At 37.7% G+C, this 15,829-nt stretch carries 12 protein-coding genes; 8 read left to right on the plus strand and 4 right to left on the minus strand.

Annotated features, from left to right (window positions below; genetic code table 11):
• Positions 1-34: 34 nt before the first annotated feature.
• From H3Z82_RS09520 to H3Z82_RS09530, 3 genes are all read right to left on the minus strand, one after another.
• A complete protein-coding gene (locus H3Z82_RS09520) occupies positions 35-2,101 on the minus strand; it encodes a M56 family metallopeptidase (RefSeq protein ID WP_182205270.1) in 2,067 nt (688 codons plus the stop codon).
• A gap of 2 nt (positions 2,102-2,103) precedes the next feature.
• On the minus strand, positions 2,104-2,499 hold the full coding sequence (locus H3Z82_RS09525; protein WP_182205271.1) for a BlaI/MecI/CopY family transcriptional regulator: 396 nt from the start codon (positions 2,497-2,499) through the stop codon (positions 2,104-2,106).
• A 284-nt stretch (positions 2,500-2,783) separates the two neighbouring features.
• A complete protein-coding gene (locus H3Z82_RS09530) occupies positions 2,784-3,671 on the minus strand; it encodes a hypothetical protein (RefSeq protein ID WP_182205272.1) in 888 nt (295 codons plus the stop codon).
• Between the two features lie 225 nt (positions 3,672-3,896).
• On the opposite strand from H3Z82_RS09530, the gene H3Z82_RS09535 reads away from it, so the two are divergent.
• A complete protein-coding gene (locus H3Z82_RS09535) occupies positions 3,897-5,000 on the plus strand; it encodes a DNA-methyltransferase (protein ID WP_220459164.1) in 1,104 nt (367 codons plus the stop codon).
• On the opposite strand, the gene H3Z82_RS09540 is transcribed toward H3Z82_RS09535, so the two are convergent.
• Positions 4,995-5,606: a hypothetical protein gene (locus H3Z82_RS09540; protein WP_182205273.1), complete on the minus strand. Its 612-nt coding sequence runs from the start codon at positions 5,604-5,606 to the stop codon at positions 4,995-4,997. The genes H3Z82_RS09535 and H3Z82_RS09540 overlap by 6 nt on opposite strands.
• Before the next feature lie 386 nt (positions 5,607-5,992).
• On the opposite strand from H3Z82_RS09540, the gene H3Z82_RS09545 reads away from it, so the two are divergent.
• From H3Z82_RS09545 to H3Z82_RS09575, 7 genes are all read left to right on the plus strand, one after another.
• Positions 5,993-6,946, plus strand: a complete 954-nt coding sequence (locus H3Z82_RS09545; RefSeq protein ID WP_182205274.1) for a calcium/sodium antiporter — start codon at positions 5,993-5,995, stop codon at positions 6,944-6,946.
• Between the two features lie 121 nt (positions 6,947-7,067).
• Positions 7,068-9,254 carry a glutamine synthetase III family protein gene (locus tag H3Z82_RS09550; RefSeq protein WP_182205275.1) on the plus strand — a complete coding sequence of 729 codons (2,187 nt, stop codon included), beginning with the start codon at positions 7,068-7,070 and terminating at the stop codon, positions 9,252-9,254.
• 250 nt (positions 9,255-9,504) lie between these two features.
• Entirely contained in the window at positions 9,505-9,657 is a 153-nt protein-coding gene (locus tag H3Z82_RS09555; protein ID WP_182205276.1) for a hypothetical protein, read from the plus strand.
• A gap of 359 nt (positions 9,658-10,016) precedes the next feature.
• A complete protein-coding gene (locus tag H3Z82_RS09560; RefSeq protein WP_182205277.1) occupies positions 10,017-10,694 on the plus strand; it encodes a Curli production assembly/transport component CsgG in 678 nt (225 codons plus the stop codon).
• Positions 10,695-10,730: 36 nt separating this feature from the next.
• Positions 10,731-11,909: an AIR synthase related protein gene (locus tag H3Z82_RS09565; RefSeq protein WP_182205278.1), complete on the plus strand. Its 1,179-nt coding sequence runs from the start codon at positions 10,731-10,733 to the stop codon at positions 11,907-11,909.
• 30 nt (positions 11,910-11,939) lie between these two features.
• Positions 11,940-12,890 (plus strand): DUF3078 domain-containing protein, encoded by a 951-nt coding sequence (locus H3Z82_RS09570; protein WP_182205279.1) that lies wholly within the window; start codon positions 11,940-11,942, stop codon positions 12,888-12,890.
• Between the two features lie 194 nt (positions 12,891-13,084).
• A complete protein-coding gene (locus H3Z82_RS09575; RefSeq protein WP_182205280.1) occupies positions 13,085-15,637 on the plus strand; it encodes an adenosylcobalamin-dependent ribonucleoside-diphosphate reductase in 2,553 nt (850 codons plus the stop codon).
• The last annotated feature ends 192 nt before the right edge of the window (positions 15,638-15,829 follow it).

Below are 15,829 nucleotides of genomic sequence, written 5' to 3' on the forward strand. Positions count from 1 at the left end.
AATTTGGGCTTTCTCATCTGTATTATAATCTCAATTATTTCTTTTTCGTTGTAACAATGATGACCCCATTTTTACCTTTCTTTCCATATTCTTTTGTAGCCTGCTCACCTTTTAAAATATATACGGATGCAATGTTTGATTGATTTAAGGCATCCATCTCTTCTTTTGTAGTTTCTTTTCCGTCAATAATGTAAAGTGGTTGATGTTTAGATTGTGAAAATATATTGGAGGGTTTTTCATAAATGATTTCAATATTTTGATCAGCTTCAAGACTATTGGTTTTTGGGTTGTCCTTATTTTCGAAGATAAGCTCTCCATCTTCAGCTTTGGCGATTTTTTTGGAGGTGATTAGAATCACCCCATGCTCGCCTTTTTTGCCATACTTTTTAGTGGCTGCTTTGTCTTTTATAACGTCAAGACTTTTAATTGTGTTCGGGTCAACAGTTTGCATTTCTTGTTCGGAGATTTCTTTACCATTTAAAATGTACAATGGTGGGTTTTCTAAACTTGAAAAAACACTGGCACGTTGTTCAAAAATCACTTCCCCTTGATCATTTTCATCATCGGAGTAAACTATTTTGCTTACTCCAGTTGATATGCTAAATGTGCTATTTTGCGAACTGTTTGATTTTGGAGCAATAATTGTGTCGGTTGTGAGATTTATTTTTTGTGATGTTCCGGTGCTGTCTGTTGTAATGATAAGTTGCTTTTTGTCCTTAGTTACATAGAATTTTTTGCCGCTTTTTTCAATCATTGTATGACCATTTTCAAGCTTTATACTTTCTTTATTTCCCTTTTCGTCAGTAATGTTTATTACGGAACTTTTAGAGTTGATTTTATTTAAACTTCTTTGTCCATTTCCATCTGTTTCAATTTTAAAGGTTTGACCCAGCCCATGAGTTTGCTCGCCAACATGAATGTCACCAGTGGACGGATTCAACGAAATTTCGATAGGTTTAATCGGTTCAGGCAATTTTTTAGAATGAACAAGCTTTGTGCTTTCAATGCTGTAGGCAACCTTTATTCCAGTAATCTCATTTTTAGAATTCCGCTTCACATTCCTAAAAGAGATTGTAGCTCCTTTTTCAGTAAGTTTCTCTTTTATGAAATCCAATTGCTGGTCTTTGGTATCTTTGGTCACCACAAACTTTAAAATATTTTGTTGATCCTCTATTGCAGTTTCTTTCTCTGCAACCGTAGTTTGTGCAATAGTTTCAGTATTAAAAGTCAGGGCAAAAATGACCAATATGGGCACGACAATGCTGTATTTCCAAGCGTTCATAAGGTTTGATTTTGATTGGTGTAACATAACGATTCGTTTTTTGACTTGTCCGAAAGTGGTGAAAAGCGTGATTTGCTTTCCAAATAACTTAAGTTGGATTGGTGAATTGAAAAAAGTATTGACGACTATTAAATCCTGTTCTGGCAAGCTGGTTTTAAGCAATAGTTTTTGATAGCGTTCTTCACAACTGGTTTGTTTTTGAGTGTGATGATCGGCAATGAATTCTAAGTTTTGTTTAAGGGCGTTTCTGTATAGCCATATAAAAGGATTGAACCAAAATAGAACAGTGGCGAGGTCAATTAAAACCGTATCAATGCTGTGGAATTGCGATGCGTGAATTTTTTCGTGTTGCAGAATGAGCTCCAGCTCTTCGTCCTTAAATAATTCCGGATTAAAAACAATCCATTTGAAAAATGAAAATGGGGTTACATCCTGTGATGTGTTTATATAGATGTACTTACTGATTTTTTTCTTATCATTATTTTTGATGATTTTCACTAATGAAATGAATTGAACCATTAATCGGCCCAAAAAGAAAGTTGCCCCAAAAATATAAGACCATATAAGCAAAGTCATCACATCAAATGTTGGCTCTGGAGTGGTTTGGATGGTTGTTGCAACCATGGTAAATCCGCTGTAGTGAATTGCCGGAGCTTCCACGTAGATGGGAATGACGAATAATGGCAACAGAATGGAAGTCATAAGTCCCAATAATAAAAACCATCTGTTGGCATTAAAAAAGGTTTCCCGCTGCAAAAACAGCATGTAGCACGCGTAAAAAACGACAATCAATGCGCTCGATTTTAGTAAATACTCCATAATTAATGCTTTTTGGAATTTTTAGAGTCTGTTTCCTGGGTATTTTTCGTCTCAATTAGAGCAATGATTTCCCTTAGTTCTTCGATGCTTATTTTTTCTTCCTTTGCGAAAAAAGAGACCACATTCTTATAGGAATTATTGAAATAATTCTCAATGGCAGTGTTCATGAACCGTTTTTTGTAGGCTTCCTTACTGACAATAGGGTAGTATTGGTGGGTCTTTCCGTAGGCATGATAACTCACGTAACCCTTTTCTTCCAAATTTCTGATTATGGTGGATAAGGTGTTATAGTGTGGTTTATTTTCTGTAATTTCTGCCATGACATCTTTTACGAAGCCTTTCTCGAGCTTCCATATGATATGCATGATTTCTTCTTCTTTATTTGTGAGCTTTTGCATAAACAGTTTTATTTTCAATTAAAGAATGTCTTCTAAAACGTTCAAATATAACTATTTTTGCAGTTCTACAACTATTTTTATAGTTATTTAACTTATAGTATTCTCATTTAGGAGATTTCAATCATATTTTTACAAAACTAGTTCAGCCGGAAATAGAAGGCTTGCCAACTATGACTGCACAATTTCAGTGTGTCTTTCGGCATATTTCGAGCTCTAAGACTTATTTATGCGAATAAAAAAACACACCGCCTTGGGTGGTGTGCTATAGGTTATGTCGCTTAAAATTATTTATTGCTCTTTGTGGTGGCAATTACAGCGCCATCTTTAGCCTTTTCACCATAAATGCTTTTAGCAGTATCTGACCGCAGATGATCTACGGTTTGTAATTGATCGGATTTGGCCAGATGGTCCAAGGTTTGAAAATCTGATTCTTTTCCGTCAATAATAATCAACTTATTTGTGTTTGGGTCATCTCTAAAGTTGAATTTACTTGACAAATTACCATTGCCGTAGTGGTCAAAAAACTGGGACAGGTTGTTTCCAAAAAATCCGCTGGATTCCATTTGTTTTTTCATCTGTTCTCTAAATTCGTCCAAATTCAATGTTCGTCCGTTTAAAAAGAATGCACCATCCTCTTCATTAAAGAAATCATCAAAATTAAAACCTCCAAATTGCGGGATTGTTAGAGCTCCGATAGAATCGTTATCAAAACCAAAAGGGGCCATATTTGGACGATTGAAAAATGCCATTGCTCCATGTTCTTTATCACTTCGCGTGATGTAGAGCGTGCCGTCCTTTACCCCGAAAACAATTTGAGGGATTGGCGTATGACTCGACATTTGGCTCACCGCTTGATTCCCTTGGGCATCGGTAAGTTTGATCTTTATACCCGTAATTTTTCCAATATCGTTACGCTTTATTTGAGTAAATGAGGCGTCAATATGTTGTTCTTTAAGCAGTGCTTGAATGTCTTCAAACTCTGAGTCTGAAGTATTGCTGTCAATAGTAACCGACGTGTTTTCATTCAGGGAAATGTTCCCATTAACGTTTGTCCAGTTTTTTTTAACCGCAGAAGGTTCTGATTTATGGGCGAAAGTTTTCAAAGAAATAAGACTGACAACAGCCAATAAAATTACACCTAATCCAATTTTAATAAAGTTAGCAGTTTTCATTTTTTGTCGTTTTTACCCAAAATTATTATATAATTTAATACGAATAAAAAGTTTAACGAAACTTTTGTTCATATTGTTAAAGACTGTGAAAATCAGTCTTCTACATTAAAATAAATAGGAATGGAACAGGGAGATGGATTAGGTGGTTTGTTCGCGATCATTTAAAAACTTATATCCGAAATTAACGTGCCTTTTAGCTATAGGTAACTTTCTTATATTTGCCAAATGGAGATAAAGGATACAACTCATAAAACGATCATTGGTGCTGCTCAAAACATGCATAATATTGATTCCAATTCAATTGATCTTGTGGTCACCTCACCACCTTATCCAATGATTGAAATGTGGGATGATATTATGGCGTCACAAAATCCGAAAATAGCCACGGCATTATCAAATAACGATTCTCAATTGGCCTTTGAATTAATGCATCTTGAATTGGATAAAATATGGAAGGAAGTTGCGCGAGTGTTAAAGAGCGGTGGGTTCGCCTGTATAAATATTGGGGATGCCACCAGGACAATAAATTCAAACTTCGCTCTATACCCAAATCACGCACGTATTATCTCCGCTTTTCATAAACTGGGTATTCCTAATTTGCCTAATATCATCTGGCGGAAACAAACAAACGCTCCAAATAAGTTTATGGGATCTGGAATGTTGCCAGCAGGAGCCTATGTCACCCTGGAACATGAGTGGGTGCTAATATTTAGAAAAGGAGGAAAACGCGAATTTAAAACGCCTGAGGACAAATTAAGAAGACAAGAAAGCTCGTTTTTTTGGGAAGAAAGAAATCTTTGGTTTTCTGATCTGTGGGATTTAAAAGGTACCCGACAAAGAATCGATAATTCTAAATCCCGCCAAAGAAGTGCTGCGTATCCTTTTGAATTGCCTTATCGATTGATCAATATGTATTCTCTTCAAAATGATGTCGTTTTAGATCCGTTTTTAGGAACTGGAACTACTGCCTTGGCCGCCATAGCATCTCAGCGTAATAGCATCGGTTATGAAATTGATCCAGGATTTTTGGAGGTCATCAATGAGAATATTCAATCGACACCTCCGGCCGATCTAAATTTTAATATCGACAATAGAATTGATAATCATCGTGAATTTATTAAAAACAGAAAGCTGGATCCTAAAAAGAAGGAAATAAAACATTTTAATAACAACCTGAACTTGCCTGTAATTACCAGTCAAGAAAAAAACATCAAATTTCATTATCTGAAAGAGTTGATAAAGGAAGACGGGCAATTCCGCGCAATTTACTCAGAACTTGATCAACTTTCAGCTGTATCAAAAAAGGAGATTGCAAGTACCAATTTATAAGTTTTGTATCTCTTTGACGATATCATCCCTGTTGATGAAATGCTCACCCTTGTCGTAGTACAGGTAAAACACAGGCTTACACCATTTTTGGTTCGCCTTCTTATTGAAGGATATGACTTCCTGCCGCATGGATTTGAAAGTTAGTGGCTTAACCTGTATGCCCCCCACTTCTATCGCATTCCTTTTTATAATAATGTCTATTCTTAAATCTTCATCCAGAAAACCTTCGGCTTCTTCAAATGAAAAATCTTTCAATACACCATTGAAATCATCAATTGCTTTTTTTTCGATGGTTCCACCTTTTAGAGATTGAACCACAAACAGGTCATATTCCCACTGAATGCACTCTTTTAAACTGTAGCGGTACTCTTTCCAATAAACAAGCTGCGACTCGTAGAGATTTCTGCCAAACATTTCAACTGTGCCTTGGCTTTTTATACCGCAGGGACATTCATTGGTATAATGGTATGCTATCAGTTGTACTAATGCGTCCTTGCTTAATGGTTTATGCGTTCGGATCAATTTCATTATTGGCACACTTCTAAAAGGTGCAGAAATTCCCATCTTACCGTTCAATTCATTTAAAGGTCCGCCAGTATAGGTCATAATTAACAGAGTATAAAGTTGATTATGGCTTCAACTACTTTGCTGCTCCAAAGTAATCTAAAATACACTGTTTTGGTTTCAATCAACTTCTGAACCTGCTTCGCTTATACCAAAACTCATGAAAACCGCTATCGGAACGATACCTTTTTTTTAATAAAAAAATAACCATAAATAAAATGATATAGTAACGATATTGAACTGTTAAACTTAAGTGCTTTTATCAATTTTTCCAAATTAGCAGCTTAGTAGTGAGCTTGCTCGCCCATGCCGGTCGGGAAGACTTCGAGGCTCTTGATTTTACGAGAGTGTGGATTTTTTTTAAAAATCCTAAACGCCAAAGTCTTTCTCATAAATTGAATATAGTATCTTCGCCAAAAATATAATTTATGAGTTTAGTTTGGGTCATTTTAGGTTTGATTTTGTTAGTAGTAGGTGGTGAGTTTTTGGTGCGCTCCTCAGTGGCATTGTCTTTTAAATTTAATATTTCCAAACTGGTTATTGGAATGACAGTTGTGTCTTTTGCAACTTCTGCGCCTGAGCTGTTGGTGAGTTTACAGGCGGCTTTGGCCGGCTCTTCAGATATTGCATTAGGGAATGTCATAGGGTCCAATATTGCTAATATTGGTTTAGTATTGGGGATAACGGTGCTTATTTCGCCAATTATGGTTGACAGCAATTTTTACAAACTCAATTGGCCCATGATGATGATTTTGTCCGTTGTGCTCTATTTTATGTTGCAGAGTGGTGACGTGTTAAACCGATGGGAAGGCGCTGCTTTGACTCTCTCATTGATCATCTTTTTAGTTGTTCTCATCCGAAAATCTAAAAATGAGCCTGAAACCCATGTTGAAGAATTGGATGAGACACTCCAAGCTACCTCAGGGTTTAAAATTACGGTGTGGTTGCTGATAGGTGCGGCTGCACTTTACTTTGGAAGTGAGTGGTTGGTTTTTGGCGCCAAGGAGATGGCGGTTTCATTGGGGGTTAGTGAGCGCGTCATTTCGGTGACTATGGTGGCCATCGGGACCAGTGTGCCAGAATTGGCCGCATCGGTCATTGCAGCCTTGAAAAAAGAGAAAGCCATTTCATTAGGAAATCTTATAGGGTCTAATATTTTCAATATTGCCTCCGTTCTTGGTATTACTGCCATGATTCAGCCAATAGCTGTGAACAATCCGCAAATATTGGCCAATGATATAATTTGGATGATGGCATTTGCCTTCATCTTGATCCCCATGATCTTTTTGCCTAAGAAAATGGAATTGGGCCGGTTAAAAGGATTTATTTTGTTAGCATCTTATCTAATTTTTATCTTTTTGGCCTTCTACATCGAAAAATAGAGGGGTTGGTATTGCTAATCACATAGATTTTGACATGAGACCCTATTTTTTTTAGGGTGTAAATTAATTTGTGTTCCTTTTTTTTTATTTTTGTGACATAATTTTAATTAAATAAACAATTATGTCCACATTACGTTTCTACGCAGTTAAAAAAACCCTTAATCGCAAACCTGTCTATATTGATGAGACCCAAAGACGCTCAGAGCTATTTGGATCCAATGTGTTCAATGAAGCTACAATGCGGCAGTTTCTAACAAAAGAGGCGTTTAATAGCGTTATGGCGGCTGTGGAAACGGGAGCAAAAATAGACCGTTCTGTTGCTGATCATATTTCAACAGGAATGAAAGAATGGTCCATATCTAAAGGGGCAACGCACTACTCGCATTGGTTTCAGCCCTTAACAGGTTCTACCGCTGAAAAACACGATGCCTTTTTTGAAACCATTGGTAACGGATTGGCCATTGAGAAATTTGGCGGCGCACAATTGGTCCAACAGGAGCCCGATGCCTCGAGTTTTCCTAATGGTGGTATCAGAAATACGTTTGAAGCGCGTGGTTATACCGCATGGGACCCTACGTCTCCAGCATTTATCTACGGAACGACCTTGTGTATTCCAACGGTATTTGTTGCCTATACAGGAGAGGCCTTGGACTATAAGACCCCATTGTTGAGAGCATTATATGCCATGGATACTGCTGCAGTTGCAGTATGTAAATATTTTGACAAGAACGTAAAAAAAGTGAATACCTCCTTGGGGTGGGAGCAGGAATACTTTCTAATTGACAGCGCCTTAGCGGCATCAAGACCAGATATTGTTCAGACAGGTCGGACCTTGTTGGGGCATTCTGCAGCCAAAGGGCAACAATTGGATGATCATTATTTTGGTTCAATTCCGGCAAGAGCTTTAGCTTATATGATGGATTTGGAGGTGGAATGTATGTTGCTGGGAATTCCGGTCAAAACGAGACATAATGAAGTGGCTCCAAATCAATTTGAATTGGCCCCAATTTTTGATGAAGCCAATTTGGCAGTGGATCACAACTCGTTATTGATGGATGTCATGCACAAGGTTGCAGAGCGTCACAACTTCAAGGTTCTGTTCCATGAAAAACCATTTGCTGGGGTTAATGGCTCCGGAAAACATAACAACTGGAGTTTAAGTACAGATACAGGCGTTAATTTATTAGGTCCCGGAAAAACCCCAATGAGCAATTTACAGTTCTTGACATTCTTTATCAATACCATCAAGGCTGTAAACGATAATGAAGAGCTTCTAAGGGCCGCAATTGCTTCAGCGAGCAACGACCACCGCTTGGGTGCGAATGAGGCGCCACCAGCTATAATGTCTATTTTTATTGGTGAGCAATTGACAAGAGTGTTGAATGAACTTGAAAATGTGACCAATGGTAAGTTGTCACCAGAAGAGAAAACGGAACTGAAGTTGAATGTGGTTGGTAAAATTCCAGATGTATTATTGGACAATACCGATCGGAATAGAACCTCTCCTTTTGCATTTACGGGAAACAAGTTCGAATTCAGGGCGGTTGGTTCAACTGCCAATTGTGCCAATCCGATGACCGTATTAAATACCATTGTCGCAAAACAACTACGTGATTTCAAAGCGGAAGTAGATAAATTGATCAAGAAAAAGGAAATGAAAAAGGACGACGCCATTTTCAACGTCTTGAGAGACTATATTAAAAAGTCGAAGAATATTCTCTTTGAAGGCAATGGTTATGGCCAAGCTTGGGAAAAAGAGGCGGAAAAACGAGGTCTTAGCAACCACAGGACGACTCCTGAAGCGTTGAAAGCAAAGGTTTCTGAAAAAGCTATCAAAATTTTTGATGAAATGGGCGTTATGAACAAAATTGAATCGGAAGCCAGATATGAGATTGAAATGGAGGAATATATTTTACGTATTCAAATAGAAGGACGTGTTCTTGGCGATATTGCTCGAAACCATATTGTTCCAATTGCCGTACAGTATCAAAATAGACTGATAAAAAACGTCAAAGGGCTCAAGGAAATTTATGGTGATGACTTTAAAAAGTTCGCTCAGGAACAACTCAATTTGATCGAGGATATTTCAGAGCATATTTCTTCTATCAATTCTGATGTTACCAGAATGACCGATGAGAGACGAACAGCAAATCTTGTAGAGGATTTTGAGATTCGAGCCAGCGATTATTGTTTCAAAGTAAAACCATTGTTTGATAGCATTCGTTACCATTGTGATAAATTGGAGTTATTGGTGGATGATGAGCTATGGCCAATGACAAAATACCGTGAACTATTGTTTACCTGTTAATTTTGGCCGATACTTTATAAAAATTATTAAAAAACCTCTTGACTTAGAGGTTTTTTTCATTCAAAAAAGCGCCAGAAACGTCGTTCAGTACGTAGGTCTACGTAAATGACCCCATCAAAAAATGTATTTCGTCTTGATAAATTGCAACTAGTCGAAATTATTGATAATCTGCAATAATAGATGCTTGAAAGCTCGTATTCAGCCACTTGATTTCTTATATTTGTAGTGCTATTAATCAATAATTATTAAAATGAAAAAACTTATTCTAAGCCTTGCGGCTTTGGCATTTGCGACCTATTTGTTTTCTCAAGGTGATTCGAATGATGATGCTCCGGTTATGAAACAAGATACTGTAGTAATTGTACATGATGGAAGTCAAAATAATGCTAAACTTGGATTTTAAACTGAGTTTGTATTAAGAAAATCATATATTGAAAACAAAAAAGGACAGCTAATTCTTTGGAATTAGCTGTCCTTTTTTATGACTAAAAATAAATGAAAAATTAGAGAGTTTGTTGGTTTAGGTGTTGTATTTATTCTTTCCATTAACTTCACAGAGTGAATTTACCATCATAGAATAAATATGTTCATATCAGCAAATAACCCTGTTAATTTGAGGTTGCTTATTTAAAATCCGAATATGACTGTTCCTTCAGATTACAATCGGTAGGGGCAAACAAAAAATTGACATTGTATTTCCGCTTTTTTAATCTCATATCAAAAGTGGATTTGCAAAAGAATATTGAAACAAAAAAAGTAGTAATGAAAATTTATCCGTTTTTTATAAAGAATATTTCTTTAGTGTTTTTAACGCTTTTCAGCTTTAAGACGCTCGCACAAAACGAAACATTGACCGTGGAAGAGAATTTTAATAAAAAAGCTTTTTTCACCGATTTTAGGGGAATGAATGCGGCTGAAGCAGCAATTGGCACGTCAAATGTCAACGGAGACTTGCCCAATCCAATTTTCGAAATTGCATTTCGTGTTGGTTATAAGCGAAGCCTTTCTCCACATCTTAACTTAGGCTTCACCTATAACAAATTCAATCTCGCATTTGAAGATATCTATAATGAAGGGTTCATGTCCTTTGATTTGAATCTGGAATATCTCATGGCACCATATCATAGGTTCTCACCTTTTTTATTCGCTGGTGGTGGTTTGAATGCTGCTAATTATTTTACGCAAAGCGCAGCCAAGTTTCAGGGAGGTGCGGGAATAGAGGTTATTGCTGCCAAAAGATTGGGTTTGCGGCTTATGGCAGACTATAATTACGTGTTTAGCGATACTCTTGACGGTGTCATTGCTGGAGGGTCTGATGATGCTTATTGGAGGATCCTGTTCGGAACCACAATTTACTTTGGTGATGGCAATAAAAAAGGAAGACTTCTTAAAGACACCCCCTCTATTATGAATTCAAATCCGATTCTCGAGGAAAACTAAGATACAATCCTTATTTTTGCGTATCCAATTAAAATTATGAGTCAAGACATAAGTAAAAGGTATGCCCAAAGAGGTGTTTCTGCCTCAAAGGAGGATGTGCACAATGCTATTAAAAACATTGATAAAGGTCTGTTCCCACAGGCGTTTTGTAAAATCGTTCCAGATTATCTCACTAACGATGAAGATTACTGTTTAATCATGCACGCTGATGGCGCAGGTACAAAATCTTCATTGGCCTATATGTATTGGAAGGAAACGGGTGATATTTCAGTATGGAAAGGTATCGCACAAGATGCATTGATCATGAATATTGACGACTTGCTTTGTGTGGGGGCGTCTGATAATATCATGCTGTCTTCTACCATTGGAAGAAACAAAAACTTAATCCCCGGAGAGGTGATTTCTGCAATTATAAATGGTTCAGAAGAATTGATCACCGAATTAAAGGCTTTTGGAGTGACCATACATTCTACAGGAGGCGAAACTGCTGATGTTGGTGATTTGGTGCGTACTATCATTGTTGATTCTACTGTTACGGCTCGGATGAAGCGTTCTGACGTCATTGATAATGCCAATATTCGAGCGGGAGATGTTATTGTTGGTCTGTCCTCTTCCGGGCAAGCAAGCTATGAAACCGAGTATAATGGCGGTATGGGTAGCAATGGGCTTACTTCAGCACGACATGATGTGTTCCATAAGTATTTGGCTGAAAGGTTTCCAGAGAGTTTTGATGCCTCTGTGCCTGAGCATTTAGTGTATTCCGGAAAGGTGAAATTGACTGATGCTGTAGAAGGTTCGCCTTTAGATGCTGGAAAATTGGTGCTATCACCAACACGTACCTACGCGCCAATAATAAAACAGATCTTAGCTAAATATAATTCAGAAGACATCCATGGGATGGTGCATTGCAGTGGTGGTGCCCAAACCAAGGTTCTACATTTTATAGAGGATCTACACGTCATCAAAGATAATTTATTTCCAATTCCTCCGTTGTTTAAGTTGATTCAGGAGCAATCCAACACCAGTTGGAAGGAAATGTATCAAGTGTTCAACTGTGGCCACCGTATGGAGTTATATGTGTCTCCTTCAATTGCTGACGATCTGATAGCTATATCGCGATCGTTTAATGTAGAGGCACAAATAGTGGGAAGGGTGGAGAATGCCGCTAAAAAGCAGTTGACCATTAAAAGTGAATTTGGAGAATTTGAATATTAACATTGGTCTAAACCATTAAACCCCTACTTAATGAGAAAGATTTTAAGTGTGTGCATAGTGTTGCTATGTCAATTTTTAAACGGGCAAACAACAGATACAGATTCGGTTGCTGCAGTTGAAAAACCAAAATGGATACAAAAAAACAGAGTTAATCTCGATATCAGTGAGGTGACCTTTGTCAACTGGAATTCAGGAGGAAGTAACTCTATCTCTGGGCTTTTGGGGTTGAACTCCTCATTAAATTATGATCGTCAAAACTTTTTTTGGAAAAACAGCGGTAAGATTCGCTACGGGGTCAATAAGCAAGAATCGCAAAAAGTAAGAAAAACTGAAGATCTTCTTGAACTTGACTCCAAGTTGGGTTACAGAAAAGACTCTCTGACCAATTGGTTTTTTTCCGGCCATATTAATTTTAAATCACAGTTTACCAACGGTTATAAATACCCAAATAAAGAGACGCCTATTTCAAAATTTATGGCGCCAGGATATATGTTTATTGGTGCTGGTGCCGAGTATGGTAAGGATTTTGACAAATTTTCATTCTATTTTTCACCATTAACGGTTAAAACCACGTTTGTTTTGGATGAGGCGCTAGCAAATAAGGGCGCTTTTGGTGTTGATCCTGCAGTTTATGATAGTGATGGAAAATTGATCAGATCAGGTCAACGTATAAGAAATGAGGTTGGTATTTTGGTGTCTCACTTTTTTGAGACCGAAATGTATGAGAATATTGTAATTTCAACGAAGCTAAATTTGTATACAGACTATATTGATAACTTCGGAAATGTGGATGTGGACTGGTTGGTTAATTTTAATTTTAAAGTCAATCAATTTGTAAAAGCATCTTTGAGTTCCCATTTGAAATACGATGATGACATCAAAATTTCAGTACCATCTGAAGTAGAAGGTGAGTATGTTGAACGCGGAGCAAGAGTGCAATGGAAACAACTATTGGGTATAGGTGTCGTGATTGATTTCTGATTTAAATTCGATAAACACGTCAAAAATATTTGTTAACTTTTTAATGTTGATAAGTAGTTATTCCTTTGAAAATCAATGACTTGACCTTGGTTTGTTGTAAACTTCATGATTTCGATCATAGATGAAGTTGTTTATTTTTTGTTTCTTTATGCTTTTATAATTTATTTCTTTAATTGATAAAAGTATATTAATCCATGAAAGTTGACACGCTTACCTCCCCAACCCAAACGTACACACAAGAAGAAGCTTTTAATGCTGCCTTAGATTATTTTAAAGGCGATGATTTGGCCGCAAGAGTTTGGTTAAATAAGTACGCCCTTAAAGATTCCGATGGTCATATTTATGAATTGACACCAAACGATATGCACAAGCGTATTGCGAAAGAAATTGCACGTGTTGAATCTAAATATCAAAACCCAATGTCCCAACAGGAAATTTTTGAACTCATCAAAGATTTCAAATATATTGTACCTCAAGGGAGTCCGATGGCAGGTATTGGAAACCCATTCCAAATTGCCTCACTATCAAATTGTTTTGTAATTGGTAATTCTGGCGACTCCGATTCGTACGGTGGCATTATGAAAATTGATCAAGAGCAAGTGCAACTGATGAAACGTCGTGGTGGTGTGGGCCATGATTTGTCACACATTCGTCCAAAAAGCTCACCAGTTAAGAATTCGGCCTTAACCTCTACCGGAATCGTCCCATTTATGGAACGCTATTCTAACTCTACAAGAGAAGTGGCGCAGGATGGACGACGAGGCGCCTTAATGTTGTCAGTTTCCATCAATCATCCGGATGCGGAGGACTTTATTGATGCCAAACTCGAGCAAGGTAAAGTTACCGGAGCTAATGTGTCGGTAAGAATAGATGACGAATTCATGAGGGCAGTGAAATCGGATAGCTCTTACACCCAAAAATATCCTATTTTTAGTGAGGAGCCTAAATTCTCAAAAACCGTTGAAGCCAATGCCATTTGGAAGAAAATTGTCCATAACGCATGGAAATCTGCTGAACCTGGAATTTTGTTCTGGGATACCATTATTAATGAATCACTACCTGATTGCTACGCCGATTTAGGGTATAAAACAGTGTCCACCAACCCCTGCGGTGAAATTCCATTGTGTCCTTACGATTCTTGCCGTTTGTTGGCTATCAACTTGTTCTCCTACGTCGAGCAGCCTTTTACAAAAGACGCCAAATTCAACTTTGAACTCTTCAAAAAACACGTTGCGGTAGCGCAGCGAATTATGGATGATATCATCGACTTGGAGTTGGAGAAAATTGATGTTATTTTACAGAAAATCGATGCTGACCCTGAAAGTGATGAAGTCAAGGCTACTGAAAGAAATTTATGGGTTAATATCAGAACTAAAGCAAAGGAGGGGAGAAGAACCGGGGTTGGCATTACCGCGGAAGGTGATATGTTGGCTGCATTGGGCATCCAATACGGCAGTAAGGAAGGCAATGAGTTTTCAGTAGAAGTACACAGAACCTTGGCTCTGGCGGCTTATCGTGCGTCGGTTGATTTGGCCAAGGAACGCGGTGCTTTTGCGTTTTTTGATATGGAGCGCGAAAAAAACAATCCGTTCATTCAGCGTTTGAAAGCTGCGGATGAGAAACTATATTATGACATGACAGAATATGGTCGTCGTAATATTGCTCTATTGACCATTGCGCCAACGGGAACCACAAGTTTAATGACCCAAACATCTTCTGGAATTGAGCCTGTCTTTATGCCGGTTTATAAACGACGCCGAAAAGTCAATCCGAACGACAAGGAAACTCGAGTAGATTTTGTGGATGAGGTAGGAGATTCATGGGAAGAATATGTGGTGTTCCACCATAGGTTTAAACAGTGGATGGAGGTTAACGGCTACGACATCAGTAAAAACTACGATCAAAAGGAATTGGATGCCTTGATTAAACAATCGCCATATTATAAAGCTACATCTAACGATGTGGACTGGATGAGTAAGGTTTCTATGCAAGGTGCGGTTCAAAAATGGGTTGATCATTCCATAAGTGTCACCATAAACTTACCTAATGATGCTACCGAAGAACTGGTTGGACAGCTCTATATGGAAGCTTGGGAGAAGGGGTGTAAAGGAGTCACGGTTTATCGTGATGGTTCACGTTCCGGCGTATTGATTTCAAATGATGAGAAGAAGGAAGAAGATCAGGAAACTCTGACGACATTCCCAACCAAGCGTCCGCAAACTTTAGAGGCTGATGTAGTGAGATTCCAAAATAATAAAGAAAAATGGATTGCCTTCATCGGTTTGATTGATGGTAAGCCTTATGAAATTTTTACTGGTCTTGCTGATGATGAAGATGGTATTTTAATCCCGCGTTGGGCAAATGAAGGTTTGATTATTAAAAATCGAAACGAAGATGGCACATCACGCTATGATTTCCAATACAAAAATATGAGAGGTTATAAAACAACCATTGAAGGCTTGTCTCATAAATTTGATCCGGAATATTGGAACTACGCTAAAATGATTTCAAGTACTTTGCGTCACGGTATGCCAATTGACAAGGTGGTAGATTTGATTAACAGTTTGCAATTGGATACGGAGTCCATCAATACCTGGAAAAATGGGGTTGCCAGAGCCTTGAAGCGTTACGTGGAAGACGGAACACAAGTAAAAGGCCAGTCGTGCAGCAGCTGCAAGTCTACAAACTTAATTTACCAAGAAGGATGCCTGACCTGTAAGGATTGTGGCTCTTCAAAATGTGGATAAAATTAAATTGACTATAATGCATTTAAAAAAGGAGGTTATTAGCCTCCTTTTTACTTTCTTAAAAAATAAGTTCTATTCTCTGTTAATTGAGTCAGGCCAATTTAATTTTGCAATGTCGTTCAGAAAGTAAAGTTATATTTCTGTTCTAAGGCCTTGAGATTGATCTGCATAGCCTTAGTTATGGAGATCATG

This window comes from Gelidibacter maritimus (assembly GCF_014062315.1).
Taxonomy (GTDB): Bacteria; Bacteroidota; Bacteroidia; order Flavobacteriales; family Flavobacteriaceae; genus Gelidibacter; species Gelidibacter maritimus.

Excerpts from the sequence above, each read along its gene's own strand:
- H3Z82_RS09520 (WP_182205270.1), bottom strand. The coding sequence starts at position 2,101 with ATGGAGTATTTACTAAAATCGAGCGCATTGATTGTCGTTTTTTACGCG.
- H3Z82_RS09525 (WP_182205271.1), bottom strand. The coding sequence starts at position 2,499 with ATGCAAAAGCTCACAAATAAAGAAGAAGAAATCATGCATATCATATGG.
- H3Z82_RS09530 (WP_182205272.1), bottom strand. The coding sequence starts at position 3,671 with ATGAAAACTGCTAACTTTATTAAAATTGGATTAGGTGTAATTTTATTG.
- H3Z82_RS09535 (WP_220459164.1), top strand. The coding sequence starts at position 3,897 with ATGGAGATAAAGGATACAACTCATAAAACGATCATTGGTGCTGCTCAA.
- H3Z82_RS09540 (WP_182205273.1), bottom strand. The coding sequence starts at position 5,606 with ATGACCTATACTGGCGGACCTTTAAATGAATTGAACGGTAAGATGGGA.
- H3Z82_RS09545 (WP_182205274.1), top strand. The coding sequence starts at position 5,993 with ATGAGTTTAGTTTGGGTCATTTTAGGTTTGATTTTGTTAGTAGTAGGT.
- H3Z82_RS09550 (WP_182205275.1), top strand. The coding sequence starts at position 7,068 with ATGTCCACATTACGTTTCTACGCAGTTAAAAAAACCCTTAATCGCAAA.
- H3Z82_RS09555 (WP_182205276.1), top strand. The coding sequence starts at position 9,505 with ATGAAAAAACTTATTCTAAGCCTTGCGGCTTTGGCATTTGCGACCTAT.
- H3Z82_RS09560 (WP_182205277.1), top strand. The coding sequence starts at position 10,017 with ATGAAAATTTATCCGTTTTTTATAAAGAATATTTCTTTAGTGTTTTTA.
- H3Z82_RS09565 (WP_182205278.1), top strand. The coding sequence starts at position 10,731 with ATGAGTCAAGACATAAGTAAAAGGTATGCCCAAAGAGGTGTTTCTGCC.
- H3Z82_RS09570 (WP_182205279.1), top strand. The coding sequence starts at position 11,940 with ATGAGAAAGATTTTAAGTGTGTGCATAGTGTTGCTATGTCAATTTTTA.
- H3Z82_RS09575 (WP_182205280.1), top strand. The coding sequence starts at position 13,085 with ATGAAAGTTGACACGCTTACCTCCCCAACCCAAACGTACACACAAGAA.